Below are 19,436 nucleotides of genomic sequence, written 5' to 3' on the forward strand. Positions count from 1 at the left end.
CTCACTGGCCCGTGCGGCCATTCCTTCATTTATAACACCCATTAAATAAAATCGCCGGAAGTTATCCTCCGGCGATTTTTGTTGTGCCTTCCCGGCTGTCGCAAAAATCAGGCTGCGTTCGTCAATTGACGGGCCTGGCTTTCGAGCTGGACCAACACATGGTTGCTGGCATCGCTGCTGAGGTGGAAGTCTGCAGTCGAATACTGTCCGGCAAATGCGATGTTGGCCGTGTGAGCGCCATCCGTCACCGTCAGAACACCACCGGTGCCTTGAGCGTTTTCGGTGTAGTTCACCGAAGCCGTGCTCCCGAGGATGTCGGCGAGATCAATGGTGTCGTTGCCATCGAAGCCGGATACCAAGCCGCCGAAGTCGGCCGAATGATCGAGCACCAGCGTGCCTTCGGCCGTGCCATCGAATAGGATGTGCTCGTTGAACGCACCGCCGAGTTCGATGCTGGCATGGCCTGACAACAGCGCTGAACCACTGCCGGTTACATTGCCATCGAAGTCCAGGTCGCCGCCGTTAGCCCACACCAGACCATTGTTGACGACATCACTGTGCACATTGAGCCCACCGGTGCCGGTTGCTTCCAGTGTGCCGCTGTTGATGACCGCGTTGTCGCCAGTATCGATGACGAGCGCATTGCTGCCGTCGGCAACGATCGTGCCTTCGTTGACCAGTGTGAGATGGCCATCGCCGAGCTGGCCCGCGCCGGAGATAGTGTTGTCGACATTGGTCAGCGTGACATCGTCGGCGCTGCCGAAGATGACATTCGACGAACTATCGGACAGCGTTACCGTTCCGCCACCGAGCAGCGTGAGACCACGCTGCACGATCTCAAAGGCGGTTTCACCACCGGTCGAAGCGAGGTGGATGCTGCCGGTGTTGTCGAGCACACCGCTGAACGGCATCAGTGCACCATTGCTGAGTACGATATCGCCCGCATTGTGCGTGAGTGGGGTCTCGTTGAACAGGAAGTCGTCCGCGCTGAGCGACGCAGCACTGACGCCGTTCAAGGTGATCGTTTGACCATCGCCGAGCGTGATGATGGCGTTACCTGCCGCATCGGTGCCGAGATGCGCTTGAACGTCCGCGAAGCTCGAGAAGCCGGCGAAGCCGATCAGATCGATCTTATCGTGCACGGTATCGAAGTGGTGCACAACGTCGGTGCCGATCTTGTTGGCGAACACCAACGTGTCGTCCCCGCTCGACGCGGTGAGCGTATCGTCGCCCGACCAGGCAAAGATCGGCGCACCCTTGGCATAGGCTTCGACGTTGTCGGCGACATAGGCTGTGCCCGTGCTGCCGTCGGCGTTGGTCCAGGTTTCGGTAACGTGGAGAACCAGCGCGCCAGTGTAGCCGTCGGGCGACGTGACCGAGAGCGACGACGGGTCGCTGGTCAGGATCGACCAGGTTCCGTCAGCGTTGTGCGTACCCTCGCTCAGAGTCCAGCCGGCGGCGAGACCGGCGATGGTGAGCGAGACCAAGCCGACGTGGTCGGTCGGAGCGGTCAGTGCGAGGTTGATAGCCTCGCCAGAGGTCCCGGCGGGAGCCGTGAACGTTATCCGCGAGGCGGCACTAACATTACCGGCAACGTCGACCGACTCAACGAAAACGGTACGGCCAGCGGTTCCGCTCGGAGCATAGCTGACGGAAAGAGCCGTTGTAGAAGTGAAATTACCAACAGGTGACGTCAGTGTTCCGGTGTCGGTTTCATAGAGATAGTGATCAATCCCCGATCCGCCTGTGTTGTCCGTCGCCGCATTCCAGAAGAAGCGATCGGTACCGCTCGTAGTGTATTGCAGTCCGGTCGGAGCATTCGGAGCGATCGCATCGACCTTGTAGCTGGCGTTGTCCGAAACCGTACCGAAGGTCAGCGTCGCGTCGTTTCCAGCCGCGTCGCGGATCGTGCCACTGTTCAAACTCAGCGCATTGGTGTTGATGCTGATGCCGTTGCTGTCGTTCTGACCTGCCACGATCGTGTAGGTGAACACCAACGTCGAACTGCCGCTGCCCGATGCGTAGTTCGCCTGCACCGTGGCGCCGTTGATATTCAGCCCCAGTTGTGGCGTGCCGGTCACCGTCACAACCTCGCTCATGTTGACGGTGATGCTCACGACATCGCCGCCATTGAGATAGCCATTCTGGATACCGGTCGCGCTGGTGATGGCCTCGCCGCTCACCGTCGGCTTGGTCGTATCGATCGTCACGTCATTGGCACCGTTGGTGGACAATGCGCCGACATTACCTGCCACGTCCGTAATCGCAGCTCTCAGGTTGTAGGACGATCCGTTGGTCAGCGTCGGCGTCGTGATATCGACGAAGCCGGCGGTGATATTCGCGCCCGTTAACGTCACCGCACCGCCCAGTGCCGTGGTGTTGTTCGAGAGCTGCACCGTGTCGCCCGCGACAGCCCCTGTACCCGTCAGACTGACGTGCACCACAAGCTGCGTATCGTCGCTGAACGCGCCGTCCGCCAGGTTCGTGCTCTGGATATTACCGACATTGTCGATAACGCTAATGCTCGGCGCACTCGGCGCCGTGGTGTCTTCCGTCACCGTCAACGTGCCGCCCTGGGTGCCGGTGTTGCCGGCCTTGTCGACCAACTGCACAGTGAAGTTATGCGCACCATCATCAAGGGTTGTGAGGACGATATCCTTGACGCCGCCAGCACCGCCACCGGCGCTATTCCATTGGCTGCTGCCATTCAGATCGCCTGCCTGGACGGTGTAGCTGCCCACCACGGCGTTGCCGTGGTTGGTATCAATGATCTGGATGACGTCTCCAACTGACATTGGGATACCGTTAAGATGCCCCACCGTGATGGTCGGCGTCGTAATCTTGGTGATGTTGTCGCTGTTGCTGGCACCCGCGCTGTCGCTAGCGTCGGTCAGATCCAGCGTCGTTCCAGCCAGGCTGCTGGGGGCCGAGGTGTCGATCGTCAGTGTGTAGTTGGCGGAAGCAACACTGACGTGTCCCGCGATATCGGTCGCGGTCGCGGTGATGGTGGTGTGCGTGGTCGACGACAACGCATGCCCCGCATCCGGCGTAAAGGTCCACGCGCCGTTGGCGTCTGCCGTGGTGGTGCCGAGGACCGTGGCGCCGTCCTTGACCGTGACGGTCGAGAACGCCTGCGCCGTGCCGACGAAGGACGGCGTCGTATCGTTGGTGATGTTGTCACCGATCGCACCGCTATCGCTGGCGGCCGTGATACCGGTGATGACGGGAGCTCCTGGCAAGCCGTTCACCGTGACAGTAACGTCCTTGGTGACGACGCCGCCATGATGATCGTCGAGCGTCAGCGTGTAGGTTTCGTTGACACTTTGGCCGACGGCGAGACCCGCAATCTCGGAATCCTTGACCACGAAGGTCCAATTCACCTGGTCGGTGGCCTCGTCGACCGTCGCGGTCATGTAGCCGTAGGGGTTCACGGTCTTGCTCGCCACCGACACCGTATGCGTGTTGTCGGTCAGATCGACGTCGCTGAAGCTGATCGACCCCTGCGCGACTTCGGCCCGCACCAGCGAGACGCTGTCGATGCGCAGGTCCTGGTTCTTCGCGTCGAAAGCAAAGGTCAGCGCGTCGGAGTTGCCATCACCCGTGACCAGATAGGTATAGGGCGAACCAACGCCGCTATCGGTGTTGGTATTCTGGATGCCGCTCAACGAGATGATCTGCGAGCCGGCCCACGAGACCTTCAGCGTCGAATCCGGGCTCAGCCCATAGGCTCCCGCATAGTCGAACGCCAGCAGATAGTGCTGACCGGCGACGGTGCTGATCGACTGCGAAATCGTCGCGATGCCTTCTCTGGTTGCAGGGTTGGTGCCATAGACGTCGAAATTCCAAGTGTTGCCGCTGGCAAAATTGAACGTGCTGTCAGCCTGCGCGTAAGTATTGGGCTGCGCCACCACCGTCCAGCCGCTGGTATTGCCGGTATCGAATCCGCCATTCGTCAGCAGATTGCCCGTCGGCAGGGTCGATTGCGCCACGACCCCCGTGGCGGTGCCCGATCCGAACACCGGGGCGTCGTTGACGCCGGTCAGCGTCACCGTGACTTCCTTGATGGACGTGTTGGCGTGGTCGTCGGTAACCGCGACTTCATAGGTCTGGGTTACCGTCTGTCCGGCCGCGAGGGACTGCAGGGCGCTGTTGCTGGCCGAGAAGTGCCAGCCGATCGAGTCGGTGCCACTCGTTTCCGTTACGCTATCGAGGCTGAACGTGCCGAGATAGGCCGTCCCTGCAGAGTTGAGCGCGCTGCCCTGCGTGAAGCTGGCCGTATGGGTGTCGGCAGCCTCGTCGGTGAAGTGCAGCACACCAGACGCGGTCTGCGTTGTGTTGGCGGTGAACTTCGTCACCGAAACGTCGTCGAGGCGCATCGACGTATAGTTGGGATCGTTGCCGATGAAGGTCAGCGTGTCGTTGCCGGTCCCGGTCACCGTGACCTTGTATTCCTTCCAGCCCCCGGTTCCATCGCTGGCAGCGGCGATCGTATTGCCGTTCCACTGCACGTAGAGCGTCGCAGTGGTCGAATATTCCAGGACCCAGAAGTCGAGGAGATAGCTTGTGCCGGCAGTGGTCGGGATCGCGGTCTGGCTGAAGCTTTCATTGCCGCCGTATTCGACCATCCCCAGGAAGCCCGAGCTTGTGTGGTTTGCATACCAAGCCGGGCTCCAGAAGCCGCCGGAACTGGATGGCGTCCAGTTCGCGGCAAAGGAGTTGGCATAGTCATAGTTTTCGAAGTTGCCGTTCTGGATAAGGGTCGCGCCCTGTGTTGTTCCGGCATCCTCAACCACGCCGCCTGCCACATCGCTGGTCGTAAAGGCCGGTGCGTTGTTGCCGCCGATCACGGCCTGCGTGATCGCGACGGTAGCGGTCGTGTCGTTGTAGTTCTGCGCGTCCTTGTAGGTAACGTAGGCCGAGATCTGGTGGCTGACATCGGCCGAAACAAGCGTGTAAGTCGACGAAGAGCCGCTTGAGAATTCGGTTCCATCGCGGAGCCAGTGATAGACAATATTAGACTCTGCGCCATCCGGATCGGTGCCGAGCGTTGCCTTCAGAACGTCGCCAACTTTCGGCGCGGTCAGAGTTTGCGTGAAGTCGACCAAGGTCAGCGACGCAATGTCGTCGACCGGCGTGATGTCGAGCGTTGCCGAGCCAGCGACAGGCAGCGAGCCGTCGGTCACGGTGTAGGAGAACGACACGCTGGTGTCGTCGTTGGCCGCCGGGGTGTAGGTCCAGGTGCCATTGCCGTTGTCGACCAGCGAACCCAGGCCGGAGTTGATCTGCACGTTGGTGACGTTCAGCGTGTCGTGGTCGATGTCGACAGCGTTAGCCAGCAGCTGCGCCTTGGTGATGATATGCGCACCGCTGTCTTCGGCAATCGCGGTGAGCATCACTGGCGTGGTCGTCGGCGCATCGTTCACCGGCGTGATGTCGAGCGTCGCCGAACCGGCGGCTGTCAGCGCGCCATCGGTCACGGTGTAGGAGAATGACACATTGGTGTCGTCGTTGGCTGCCGGCGTATAGGTCCAGGTGCCATTGCCGTTGTTGACCAGCGAACCCGTGCCGGACACGATCTGGAGGTTGGTCGCGGTCAGCGACGGGCCATCGACGTCTGTCGCGTGAGACAGCAGTTCGGCCTGGGTGATGAGACGCGCCCCGCTGTCCTCGGCTATCGCCGTCAACGTCACGGCCGTCGTGGTCGGCGCGTCATCAACACCGGTGAGGTGAACCGTCAGGTACTGCGCGACATCGCCGCCGTTACCGTCGGTCGCGACATACTTGAAGACGTCGGTCTTCTGGACGCCGTCCGCCAGCGCATCGAAGGCGGCATTCGCCGTATAGGTGTAGCTGCCGTCCGAATGCATCACGAGATCGCCGTAGATGCCATGCGACGTCACATTGCCGCCCGGAGCGATGGCGATGGGACTTTCATCGGTCGGGACGCCGTTCGCCGCCCGGATGGTCTTGACGCTGAGCGTGTCGCCATCGACGTCGTGATCGTTGCTCAGGATATTGCCGGTCGTGCTTAGCAGCCCGGCGTCCGTGCCTGCCGTTTCGGTGAGCGTCGCATCGTCCGCCGTCAGCACCGGCGCATCGTTCACAGGATTGACCGTCACTGCGATCGTGCCAGTCGAAGTCGCGGTATCGGTTACGAGACCCGTGGTGAGCGTGGCGTGATCGACGACCGTCACACTTACACCGAGGTTGAACGTACCGTCGTAATTGGTGGGTGTCGTTGCGGTGAGGTGCGCGAGGTCGATCCCGGCAGGATTGTCGATGACCCAAACGCCGCCCTGCAGCGAACCCTGATTGAAGGTCGTCCCGGCGGGATAGCCGCTGAGTTCGATATGGGTGGCCTTCTCCGAACCGTCGGTATCGCCCAAGGCAATGTGGATGGCAAAGGCGTTGTCTTCGTTGCCGCCCGAGGCCGTTAGCACCGCACTATCCGCGACCGGGCGAATATCGACCGTGACGGTGGCCTGGGTCGTCAGAGTTCCATCATTCACCTGGTAGGTCAGGACCACGGTTCCGCTGGCATTCGCAGACGGCCTGACAGTGAGGTTGCCGTTTGACTCCAGGCTGGCCGAGTCGAACGGGCCTTGGAAGCCACCGAGGCCGCCGGTCAAATGCAGGACATTGCCGTCGGGATCGGTATCGTTGGCAAGGACGTTGAACGTCACGTTGTGATCTTCGTCCGTGACGTAGACGTCGTTCTGCGGCGTCGGCGCATCGTTGGCGCCGTGGATGGTGACCGTCACCACTTGCGGCGTGCCATCCGCCGTCTTGACCGTAAAGGTGTCGGTCAAGATCCCACCAGCGCCGAGCGCCTGAACTGTCGGATTGGCGTTGTTGAGCGTATAGGTCCATACGCCCCCAGCGGTCAGCGCATAGGTGCCGTAACCACCCGTTGTGGCCGCCCCCGCCGCGACCGCCTGGAACGTATTCGGCGTGTTGTCGACGTCCGTATCCGTCAGCGTGCCGGTCGCCGTCGGCGTGCCAGCCGTCGCATTGCTGACACCGCCGGCCTCGATCACACTTCCGGAGGTGGTGCCGGAGATCACTGCGGCATCGTTGGTGCCATTGATGGTCACGGTCACCACCTGCGACGTGCCATCCGCCGTCTTGACCGTGAAGGTATCGGTCAGCGTGTTACCGGAGTTCAGCGCCTGAACCGCAGGATTGCTGTCGTTGAGCGTGTAGGTCCACACCCCGCCGGCAGTCATCGTATAAGTGCCGTAACCATTGGTCGTACCGGTCGCGGACGACACTGCCTGGAAGGTGTTCGGCGTGTTGTCGACATCGGTGTCGGTCAGCGTGCCCGTCGCGGTGGGCGTGCCAGCCGTCGCATTGCTGACACCGCCGGCCTCGATCACACCGCCAGTGGTCGTACCCGAAATCACCGCAGCATCGTTAGTGCCGTTGATAGTCACGGTCACCGCCTGCGACGTGCCATCCACCGTCTGCGCGGTGAACGTGTCTGTCAGCGTCTGGCCGACATTGAGCGCCTGCACCGCGGCGTTGGCGTTGTTCAGCGTGAAGGTCCACACCCCGCCTGCGGTCATCGTATAGGTGCCGTAACCGTTGGTCGTACCGGTCGCCACCGATACAGCCGTGAAGGTGTTCGGCGTATTGTCGACATCGGTGTCAGTCAGCGTGCCTGTCGCGGTAGGTGTGCCGGTTACTGCGTTACTGACACCTCCGGCCTCGGTCACCGAGCCCGTCGTCGTGCCCGAGATCACCGCGGCATCGTTGGCGCCGTTGATGGTGATCACAAGTTGGGCGGTATCGGTTAGATTGCTCGGATCCTTCACCGTGTAGGTGAAAGTATCGGTCAGCGTTCCACCGACATTCAGTGCCTGGACGGTGCCGTTGTTATCGTTGAGAACATAGGTGTAGCTGCCGTTAGCATTCAGCGTCAGCGTGCCATAAGTGCCCAGCAGCGACGAACCAACCGTGCCGGACGTGCCGCTGCCAGCCTCCGTGCCGGTGCGAATGGACGAAACGACCAGCGATGCGCTGGCAGTCTCCGCATCAGTGTCGTTGCTCAGCACATTGCCGGTAGCGTTGCTGCCGCTGGTGCCGTTAGCCACGCCGCCCTTTTCGGTCGCCGTGCCGGTGTCGTTCACCGCCAGCGGTGCGTCGTTGACGGCAATGACGTGGACGACAGCCGTTCCGGTGTTGGAATTGTCGTGTCCGTCATTGACGGTGATCTGGAACGAGCGATCCGTCGTGGATGGATTCTCGCTGGTGCTGGCGTATTTCACCGCCTCGATGGCCAGCTCATAGGCCGCCTTGGTCGCGGCCCCGCTGAAGGTAATGGTGATTGCGCCAGCGGATTCCGCCACCAGGTAGGACACACCGTTCACGGTGCCGGTCGAACCGTTCGACAGAGCCGTGCTGTTGATCCAGAGCTGATCACCGGCCTGCTTGTTGGTCAGGACAACCGTGGCCGACGCCATGTTTGCATCGTCGACGTCGGACAGCGTCGCGTTGCTGATAATCGCGACCGCCGAGCCGTTCTCGGTGAAAGTCGGCTCGTTGCTGTAGGAGATATTGACGTTATCGAGATAGACGTAATCGTTGTCGCCAAGCCCACCCGACGCCACAAAGCGAATCGTCGTTGTGCTCGAACGGTAGGCTGAGAGATCGATGCTGGCGCTCAAGAAGCCATTGTCATCGAAGTTTCCACCACCGATCACAGCAATCTGCGTGAAGTTCACGCCATCGGTCGAGACCTGCACGAAAACCTGGTCACTCGAACTATCGAGATCAACGCGCCGATAGTCGAAGGTCAGCGTGGCCGACGACGTCCCGCTGAGATCGACCGTGCGTTGCAAGGATGAATTTGAACCGTCGCTATCACCCAGTCGAACGTAAGAGTTACCGCCGCTGGATGAAATTCGGATGTCGCCGTTGCTTGATGAGTTGTTGTCACCGACTTCGGTCCAGTTGGTGGTCCACAGGTTCGGGCTGCCGGTCGAGCCGGTATAGCCACCGCTCTGGAAACCGTCGCCGATGTCGTCGCTGATACCATTCGTCACGGTCAGCACAGGCACGTCATTGGTGCCGGCGATCTTGATCGTCACGCTGGTCAGCGTGCCGTCCGCTGCGCTCACAGAGAACGTGTCGGTATAGATCTGGCCGACCTGGAATTCGTCATGGGCGGTGCTGGCCGTGTAGGTCCACGCGCCCGTCGAGGTGATGGAGAACTTGCCATAGGTGCCCGAAACATTGTTCTGGGCAACAAAGGTCGCAGGGTTGTCGACGTCAGTGATCGTCAGCGAGCCGGTGGCGCTGATGGACGCAGCCGAATTGGTCTCGGTGAGGTTCACGGTTGCGGAAGACACAACTGCAGCGTCGTTGGCGCCGTTGATGGTGACGTCGATCTGCTTCGACGTACCGTCTGCCGTTGTGACGGTGATCAGGTCGTGAAGCGTGCCGCCGTTGTTCAGGCCCTGAACCGTGCTGTTGGCGTTGTTCAGGTTATAGGTCCAGGCGCCGTCGGCACCGATCGAGAAAGTGCCGTAGCTGGTCGTGACATTGCTCTGCACCGTGAAGGTCGCAGCATTGTCCACATCGGTCGCGTTGAGATCGCCGGTCGCGGTCGGGATTCCGGGCGTAGCGTTGGCAACGCCGCTCGCTTCCGTCACCGAGCTGGTGACGTTACCGGTGATGACAGCCGCGTCGTTGGCGCCATTGATCGTGATCACGAGCTGGGCTGTGTCGGTAAGACCACCCGCATCGCGCACCGTATAGGTGAAGGTTTCGGTGACAGACTGACCGACGTTCAGAGCCTGGACCGTGCTGTTCGTTTCCGTGACCGTGTAGGTGTAGCTGCCGTCGGAATTGAGCTTGAGGCTGCCATACTGGCCAGCCAGTGACGAACCGACTGTACCTGCGGTACCCGTACCGGCTTCCCCGCCGGTGCGAACGGCGGAAATGACCAGCGAGGACGTCGTGTTGTCGACATCGCCGTCGTTGGTCCGCACATTGCCCGTCGCAGTGACACCGCCGCTGCCGTTGCTGACGCCGCCCTTTTCGGTGGCGCTGCCCGTATCGTCGGTCGCCACCGGTGCATCATTGGCACCGTTGACGGTGATCGTGAGCTGGGCGGTGTCGGTCGCACCGCTCGGATCCCGGACCGTATAGGTGAAAGTATCGGTGATGGTGCCATTGACGTTCAGTGCCTGCACCTGCGCATCGGTCTCGTCGATGACATAGGTGTAGGTCCCGTTGGCATTGAGCACCAGCGAGCCATGCGCGCCGGTCAGAGTCGAACCGACGGTCCCGGTGCTGCCGGCGGTGCCGACGCGCACGCCGGAAACCACCAGCGAGGTCTGGAGATCATCGACATCGCTGTCGTTGCTCAGCACATTGCCGGTGGCATTGCTGCCGCCGGTGGCATTGGCAACGCCGCCCTTCTCCGTAGCCGAGCCCGTGTCGTTGATGGCAGCCGGTGCATCGTTCACCGGCGTGACATGGATGGTGACAGTCGACGTATCGGACAACGCCGGGCCACTGCCGTCATTGCCACCGTCGTTGAAGGTGACGGTCGCCGTGCGATCCGCACCCGTCGGGTTCTCAGAGGTCGACTGATAGGCGAGAGCCTTCAGCACCGTTTCGACATTGCCGTCGGTGGCGCCAGCCGCGAGGCTGATCGTCATGTTTGCAGTGCCGTAACCGCTCACGGTTCCGACCACGGTGAAACCAACCCAGATGACATTGCCGACCAACGAGACGCCGCTACTACCGGCGAATACCAGCTGGTCGCCGCTGACCGCGGTCGCACCGAGCGAGGCGGTGATCGAACCGCCCACGAAGCTCGACGGACTATCCGGATCGGTGACCGACGCGTTCGGCATCAGCTTCAGCGCGTTGCCGTTCTCCGTATAGCTAATCGAATTCGTGTCCGGCGCCAGCACGGGCGCCTCGTTCACATTGGTGACGGTGACGTTGATCGTTTGAACGGCCGTACCGCCATTGCCGTCCGACACGCGGACGTCGACCTCGTAAGTGTTGTTGTTATTGGTGCCACCGACATCGGTCGGATTCTCGTAATCGGGCGCTGCGTTGAAGCTGAGCGCTCCGGTGACCGGATTGATCGTGAACTTCGCGAAGTCGGTGCCTGCGGTCTGCACAATCGAGTAAGTCGGCGTGCCACCGTCAGGATCTGTGGACGTTACGGTGGTCACTCCTGTGGTGTTCTCCGCCACCGAAACCGAGCGCTCGGAACCGCCAGCGATCACCGGCACGTCGTTGACCGGAGTGACATGAATGGTCACCGTCGAGGTGTCGGACAATGGGCCGCCGCTTCCGTCATGGCCGCCATCGTTGAAGGTGACGGTCGCCGTGCGGTCTACGCCTGTCGGATTGTCGGAGCTCGAATAGAACGCCAGGCTGCGCACGACAGTCTGCACATCAGCCACATCGGCATTCGAATTCAGGGTGATGGTGACGGACGTACCGCCGAAGCCGCCGGCCGAAATCGTGCCGATCGTCGTCCAGCCGCCGAAGCCGTTGGAAACCTGCACATTGCTGCCCTGCAGGCGGACGCTGCTGTTGTCGGCAATCTGCAGCTGGTCGCCGGCAACGGTGTTGCCGAGCGTAACGGAGATGAAGCCGCCATTGAGCGAGGTCGGGTTGTCCGGATCGGTGATCACTGCGTTCGACAGCAGCTTCAGATCGTTACCGTTCTCGATATACGAAACTTCACGCGTTTCCGGCGTGATCACGGGCGCATCGTTCACCGGGTTGATGGTAATGGCGATCGTATCGGTGTCGCTCTTGGCGCCTCCCACGCCATTGTTACCGTTGTCGTTGGTCACGATCGTTAGCGTATCAGCGCCGTTGTAGTTGTTGGACGGCAGATAGCTCAGGCCGTTCAGCGCGGAATTGATTGCCGCAACCGTGCCTGTGACGGTTACATTGCCCGTGCCATTTCCGGTCACGGTGAGACCGCTCAGACCCGACAACGTCAGATTGCCGTGCAGCACCGACAGCGTGACGGTTTCGTTGCCACCGTTGTGATCGGCATCCGCGATCGAGATCGCGTTGCTATTGCCGGAACTGAAAACGATCGCAGTGTCTTCATTCACAACGCGCGCGGTCGGAACGGTGTTGGTCGGCGCGTCGTTCACCGCGGTGACGCTGATGACCAGATTGGCGCCGGCGGTGTCATTATCGCCATCGATCAATGTGTAGGAGAACGTTTCGGTCGTGTTGGTCACGAGCTGGGACGGCGCGTTGTAGCTCCAGGCGCCGGTCGAGAAGTTGAAGTTCAGGTGACCGTTGATGCCTGTGTCGATCGACAACGCATTGCCGAGGATCGTACCGGTTTCCCCGCCGCTCTTGGTGATGGTCGACGCGCCATTCCAGGTATAGGTGACGCTGCCGATCGTGATGGACAGAATCCGCCCACCATCGGCGCCGAAGTGGTCATTGCTAAGAATATTGCCGGTAACCGAGGTCGGCAGCGTCGGCGTGATGGTGCCGAGCAGCGCCGGATCGTTGGCCGTTGTGATGATCAGCGGTGAGCCGGGATAGGCGACATCGTTGAGGTCGGGATCGTTGGCGCCGATGCTGTTACCCACGCCGACGGCGTAGGACGTCATGCTCTTGCTTTGCAGGAAGCTTTCCCATGCAGCACGTTCCGTGCTGTTGAGACCGCCGTTACCTGTCGGCTGGCCATCGGTGAAGAAGTAGACCGAGGTACCGCCAGACGGAATCGTGGCGCCCTGGATTGCGGCCGTGGCGTTGTCGTAGTCCGTGCCACCGTTCGTTCCCGGGAACGAATTGCTGTTGATATACGCGATCGCCTGCGCCTTGGTCATCCAGGACGAGGACGTGGCGTTGTCCGAGAATGTCACAATCAGAACCTGATCAGCATTGCTCGTATTCAAGAGATTAATGGCTGCAGCCTTCGCCAGCGCAAGCCGCGACGAGAAACCGCCCGAGCCATCGGGATCATCATTCATGCTTCCGGAACGATCGAAAGCGAGAATGATGTTGCCGGTGCCGAGCGCCGGCGAGGATTCAGCCACCGTAGCGGTTTCGCCAGCGGCGGTCGGTGCGTCGTCGTTGACGGTGACCTTGAAGGATGACGTGGCCGTATCGCCGTCGCTGTCCGTTGCGGTGAAGTTGAAGGTCAGGTCGATATTGTCTTCGGTTGTCGTATCCGGATGGTCGAGCTTGCCCTTGAGCGTAAAGATGTACGAACCGTCGTTCTGGTCGGACAGCGTGACGCTGAACACTTCCGCCGTACCGGCCATGCCCTTCAGCACCGTGCCGTTGTTGCTGATGACATAGGTCAGCTCAACGCCGCCCTGAGAGAGATGCTGCGAGGTCAGCGCAGCCGTCGTCGCGCTATCGAAGGTGACGGCGCGGTCGCCATTCACTGACGCGCCATTGATGCCGCCATTGACGGAGCTGTTGCCGTCATCGGCACCCCACGAAATGCCCAGCTTGCCGCCCACGGTCAGTCGGCTGCTGTCGGTATCGACCGTCACATCGGTGATCGGCGCAAGACCGTCATGGTTGCCAGCCGACAGGTCGTCTTCATCGACACGCGATGAGGCCGGGCTGCCGATGGTCGGAAGATCGTCGTTGACGGCGACCGCAAAGGTGGAGGTCGCCTTGTCGCCATCGCTGTCGGTGGCGATGAAATTGAAGGTCAGATTGAGATTATCTGCCGTACCGTGGGTCGGATGATCGAGGCTGTCGACAAGCGTGAAGATGTATTTACCCGAACCGTCATCCGATAGCTGCACCGTGAACACGGTCGCGCCATTGGCCTTCGCCGTCAGCAGCGAATTACCCGAGCTGTAGCTATAGACCAGAGACGTACCGTCATGGGTCAGATGAAGCGCGTTAAGTGCCGTATTGGTCGCGTTCACATCGAACGTCACAGCGCGATCGCCGTTGACCGAGGAAGCACCGGTAATGCCGACATTGCCGAGATTGTTGCCGTCGTCGGCACCCCAGGAGATATTGAGTTTGCCGCCAACGGTCTTGCTGCTGTTGTCGGTATCGATGCTCGAGTCGGTGATGATCGACAGACCCGCCACATTGCCGAGTGAACTATCGTCGGCCTGGGCCGAGGCCGGGGTGCCGATCACCGGGCTATCGTCGTTCACTTCGACGGTGAAATTGCCGGCCGTGACATCGCCGTCCGAGTCGGTCGCGTTGAACTTGAACGACAGAGGCAGATTGTCCTCGCCCGAGTGGTCGGGATGGTCGAGGTTACGCGTCAGCGTGAAGATGTAGGAACCGTTGTCGACGTCCGACAGCTTGACGTTGAAGATCTCCTCGCCATTCGCCTTCGCAGTCAGAGTCTGGCCATCGGCACTGATCTGATAGCTCAGCGCCGCTCCGTTATGCGTCAGGTTCAGGCCAAGCAGCGTCGTGATATTCGACGCGTCGAATGTCACAGCGCGATCGCCGGCCACCGGAGCGCCGGTGGTGCCGCCATTGACGACCGTATTGGAATCGTCACTGCCCCAGGAAATGTTGAGCTTTCCGCCGACGGTGCGGTTGTTGTTATCGGTGTCGATAGCACTGTCCGTGATCAGGCTGAGGCCGGCCGGATTGCCGAACGCGTCCTCATCCGCCCGAGCCGACTCGGGTGTCCCGACCGTCGCCTTGGTGTCCGCGACTGTGATCGTGAAGGTGCGATCAACCGTATCGCCATCGCCATCGATCGCATGCGCCGTGAAGGTGAGCGTCAGGCTGCTGTCGTTACCAGCGCCGACATGGTCGAGATTCTGGAACAGCGTGGCAGCGAAGGCCGGATTGACCAGACCATTCAGCGCGACGATGAACACGGGATGGTCCACAGTGTCGCCGACCTTGTAGGCGACGAGCTCTTCATCAACACCGTTGGCCGCGAGGCGCACAGTGTAGGCAAGCGCAACACCGTCCGAGGTCAGACCCTGCGGAACGATAGCCAGGCCATTGGAATCCTTTACGAACTCAAGATGGGCCGAACCACGATCATCAGCATTCCAGTCGATGCCAAGGTTGCCAAAGGTCGACGAGACTGTCGGCAGTCCCGTTTCCGTGAGCGCGCCGACGTCGGCATTACCGACCAGCAGCGGGACATTATCGGTGACGACAACGGTGAAATTCGAGATCGGAGTCGTATCGCCGTCGCTGTCGGTCGCGGTGAAACCGAACGAGAGATTGAGCGATGTCCCATCGCCCGTCTTGTGATCGAGATTGTCGTAGAGCTGGAACGTGTAGCTACCGTTGCCGAGATCCGACAGTTGCACGCTGAACACGCGTGCAGCATCCGATGGCGAGGTACCGAGATTGCCGCCACCGACTCCGATATAATTGGTGCCGTCAAAACGATAGGCCGTCAGCCCGGTGCCGTCAGCCGACAGCACATAGATCAAGGCAACGCCGTTCGAAGTCAGACCGCTCGGTGCCGTACCAGCGAGCGCGGCATCGAAGGCGACAGAGCGATTGAACGCGCCGGAATTGTTGTCGTCCGCACCCCACGAGATATTCAACGAAACGTCAGACAGAGTCTGAGTCAGGAAGGTATTGGAGAACTCGGTGCTGGTGCTTTCTGCAATCGTCTGATCGCCGATCTTGCCGATCGAAGGGGCATCGTCGTTGACCAGAACGGCGAATGACGTGGGAATGCTGTCACCATCGCTGTCAGTCGCACGAACTGCGAAGTTCAGCGTCACATTGTCTTCGACCGAATGGAGCGGGTGATCGATACTGCCGGTCAGCGTGAAAGTGTAGGAGCCGGTGTCAACGTCGGACAACGCGACGTGGAAGATCTCCTGCTCTCCTGCCGAGGCGATCAGCTTGGTGCCGTCGGCAGAGATTTGATAGGTGATCACGGTGCCGTTATGGGTCAGGCCCAAGGCCGACAGCGCGCTCACGTTCGACGCATCGAAAGTAACGGCGCGGTCACCATTCACCGGCAAGCCCGTGATGCCGCCATCAACGACGCTGTTGCCGTTATCGGATCCCCACAAAATATTCAGCGCATGAGTGACCACGGTCACCTGACCGGCGACATCACCGACACCGCCTGCCACGCCGTTGGCCAAACCATCTTCATCGACGATGCCGACCGCTGCCGCCGTCAGGCTGACATTAGCGAGGAAGGTGCCGCTGTTATCGATGGCGCCCGTTTCCTTGAACGACAGCGTGTTGCTGGTGCCATCGGCAACGACAGTCAGATCAATGGTCTGCATCGCGCCGGTTTGCGGCGAATAACTGCCAACCAGGGTGCCGTTCCAATACACTTCCAGATGTGCACCATACGGCCCCGTCGCTTCGCCGATCGCGAAGGACAGATGATAGGTCTGGCCGGTGGTCATGTCGCCAATGGTCTGGGACAGGGTCAGGTCGCCGGGCGAGGCTTCCAGATCCACCATGTGACCGCCATTCGGCAAGGTCGCGCCGAGATAGCCACTATTGACGCGCTCGAGACGGTCGCCGGTAATGGTCCAGCCGGTGACATTGGTGCTGTAATTGCCCCAGCTCGCGACGCCCGACCAGTCGCCGGCGGAGAAGTCGCCATTGATAATCAGATTGACCGGCGTGGTGACTGGCACCACTGGCGCGTCGTCGTTGATCGTCACCGAAAAGCTCGAAGAGATCGCATCGCCGTCGCCGTCGCGCGCCGTGAAATTGAATACCGGCGTCAGATCGTCTTCAACGCCCGAAATCGGGTGATCGAGATGACCCAGCATCGTGAAATTGTACGAACCGTTGCCCTGATCGGACAGCGTGACGGCGAACACCTTGTCGCCATCGAGACGGCCTGAACCCTGATAGGCCGTCAGCGTCGTACCATCGGTCGACAGGACATACTGCAGCGCGACGCCGTTCGACGTGAGATTCTGATTTTGAAGCGCAGCAATCGCGTTATCCGCAAAGACGACCGAACGATCGCCATTGACCTGCGTGCCGCTGAAGCCGCCGTTCACGGAGCTGTTGCCGTCGTCTGCTCCCCACGAAATGTTCAGCGATGCCGTTGCCGTCTTGCCTTCGCCCGCCAGATCGCCCGGATTGGAAGGATAGCTGTCGCCGGCATTGCCTTCTTCATCGACGTACTGGGGCACGACTCCTTCGGCGGAGAAAGACAAGGCTTCGTCGGTGATATTGACCGTGAAACTCGCTGGAACCGTCGAGTCGCCATCGCTGTCGGTCGCAATGAAGCCAAATGTCAGCGCCTGGCTGCCTTCGGAGCTGCCCCGATGGTCCAGATTGTCCAGCAAGGTGAAGTCGTAGCTGCCATTTCCGCTGTCGGACAACTGCACAGTAAAGATGGTGCGCGCGCTATGGCCTTCGGTGGCAGCAGTCGTTGCCGTCAGCAAAGTGCCCCCCGCGGAGATCGTGTAGATGATCGTCGCGCCGTCGGAAGTCAGGCCGAGGTTTTCGAGAGCGGCTTGCGTCGCAGCGGTGAATGTGACCGAGCGATCATGCGCGCCGCCCGCAGCAGTCGGATTCTGATTGTCCGAACGCCAATCGATGTGCAGCGATACGGCGCCCGTGTCCTTCGGCGTAAACGAACCGCCGACCACCAGCAAGGAGAGCATGTCCCCGCCACCTTCGCTCGGCGGCGTTTCGCCGTTGCCTTCGCTCAGTGTGCTTGCGTCGGCCGGACCGGTCACAACCGGCACCGTATCCGCGATCACCGCATGCAGCGTGCCGTTGACCGTATCGCCATCGCTGTCTGTCGCAGTGAAGTTGAAGGCCAGATCGATGTTCTGGAACGTGGCTGAACCATTATCGTGATCCAGCGAACGATACTGGGTGACGACATAGCTGCCGCTATTGCTGGCGTCGGACAGGGTCACGACGAAGACGACGTTGTTGGCGATTCCACCTTCGCCACCCTCGCCTTCACCGCTCGGCGTGCCGCTCTGCTGCAGGTCGGCGAGGCTGGTCGGGGCGGTCGCGCCTGTATAGGCAACCAGCACAGTGCCGTTTTCGAGCAGCACGTAGTGGACGGTCTCGCCATGCGACGTCAGCGTACCGATGGCCGTTGCGCCGTCGCCGGTGGCCGTCACCTGCGTGTTGGCAAACACGACCGAGCGGTCACCCGTTGCGCCGGTGGTCGCGGATACGCCGCCATCGACATGATCGTTGTAGCGATCGGCACCCCAGGAGATTCCCAGCGAGCCCGTCTGCGTCGCCGGATTGCCGGACAGCGGATCCGTCAGCGCGGCATCGGCAGGCGTGCCGATCACTGGCGTATCGTCGTTGATGCCGATCGGAATCGTGACGGCCACAGTGTCGCCACTACCATCCGTCGCGATCACGTTGATCGAGAGATTGATCGTGTCTTCGGTGCCGCCGATCGGATGATCGAGCGGACGCAACAGCGTGAAGGTGTAGTTGCCCTGCAGCGATGAAGCATCCAGGGACACCGTGAAGACCTGATTGGCGGCGACATTGAAATCGCCACCGACATAGCCGATCAGCACGGGCTGGCCGTTCACGGTGGTGAAAGCGAGCTGAACGGTCTGACCATCCGAGGTCAGGCCGGCGAGCGTCGGCTGATTGAGCGAGAATGCGAAGCTGCGATTCGAACCATCGGTACCGAAATCGACATTGAGCGAACCGGTCACGGACGTCGCGGTGCCGCCCGTGTCACCGGTGCCGCCGAGATTACCTTCCGCAAAACCGTCTTCGTTCAGCGTCACCGCCGTCACGCCGCCGGGAATCGGCGACGGGTTAGGCGTTCCATCGTCCAGATTGTCGAAGCCGCCCCCAGTGTCTTCGCCCGTCAGCAGCGCGAGACGCGCGCCCGAAGCACCGAGCGCGCCAACGGTCGCATCACCGAAATTCGCGCCGCCTGTCGGGCCCGTTGCACCGCCGGCTGCGGGCAGAACGGACTGATCGGTGGTGATCGGAAATGTTTGCGCGAACTGCTCGCCTGTCAGCGTGCGATCGGAGCCCATGTCGAATGCGAGATCGGTGAGCGGCTTGCCCATCGAGTCGAACACCGGATCGACAGTCACCGTCGACTGATTGTCGAACAGGATGATCAGCTTTTCACCGACCTTGACGAAGGTCAGCTTCTCGCTCGCGATATCAGCAAAATCGAGCTTGGTGTTCCCGTCGAGATGGACCGAAATCGCCTGCCCATTTTGCGGCTTCTCGAGCTTCAGGTTCTTCGGAGACGGCGGGGTCTGCGTGGTGGAACCGGCGAGCTGCGCGAGCAATACGGGAGCGTTCATGACTACAACCTCAAGCTGATCGGACCGAAAAACGTCCAAGTCCTGCGAGGGTTAAAATATTCTTAAGAACGTAGAGACGTCAATGAATACCTGTAAAATTTGAAGCGTTTTCGTTGCATTGGTTAAGTTCAAAAATGAAACAGCGTATTAATAAAGATGAACCATTCCACAGTAATACTTCTTCTAGACAGTCTATTTTTGGGAATGCCCGGAAAAATCCACAAA

Annotated in this window: 1 protein-coding gene; it reads right to left on the minus strand. The window is 60.7% G+C overall.

Annotated elements, in window-relative coordinates:
- Positions 1–107: 107 nt before the first annotated feature.
- Positions 108–19,211, minus strand: coding sequence for a VCBS domain-containing protein (locus HP556_RS08980; RefSeq protein ID WP_175366699.1), 19,104 nt, complete (start codon positions 19,209–19,211; stop codon positions 108–110).
- Between the last annotated feature and the right edge of the window lie 225 nt (positions 19,212–19,436).

It is taken from the genome of Tardiphaga robiniae (assembly GCF_013359755.1).
GTDB classification, from domain to species: domain Bacteria; phylum Pseudomonadota; class Alphaproteobacteria; order Rhizobiales; family Xanthobacteraceae; genus Tardiphaga; species Tardiphaga robiniae.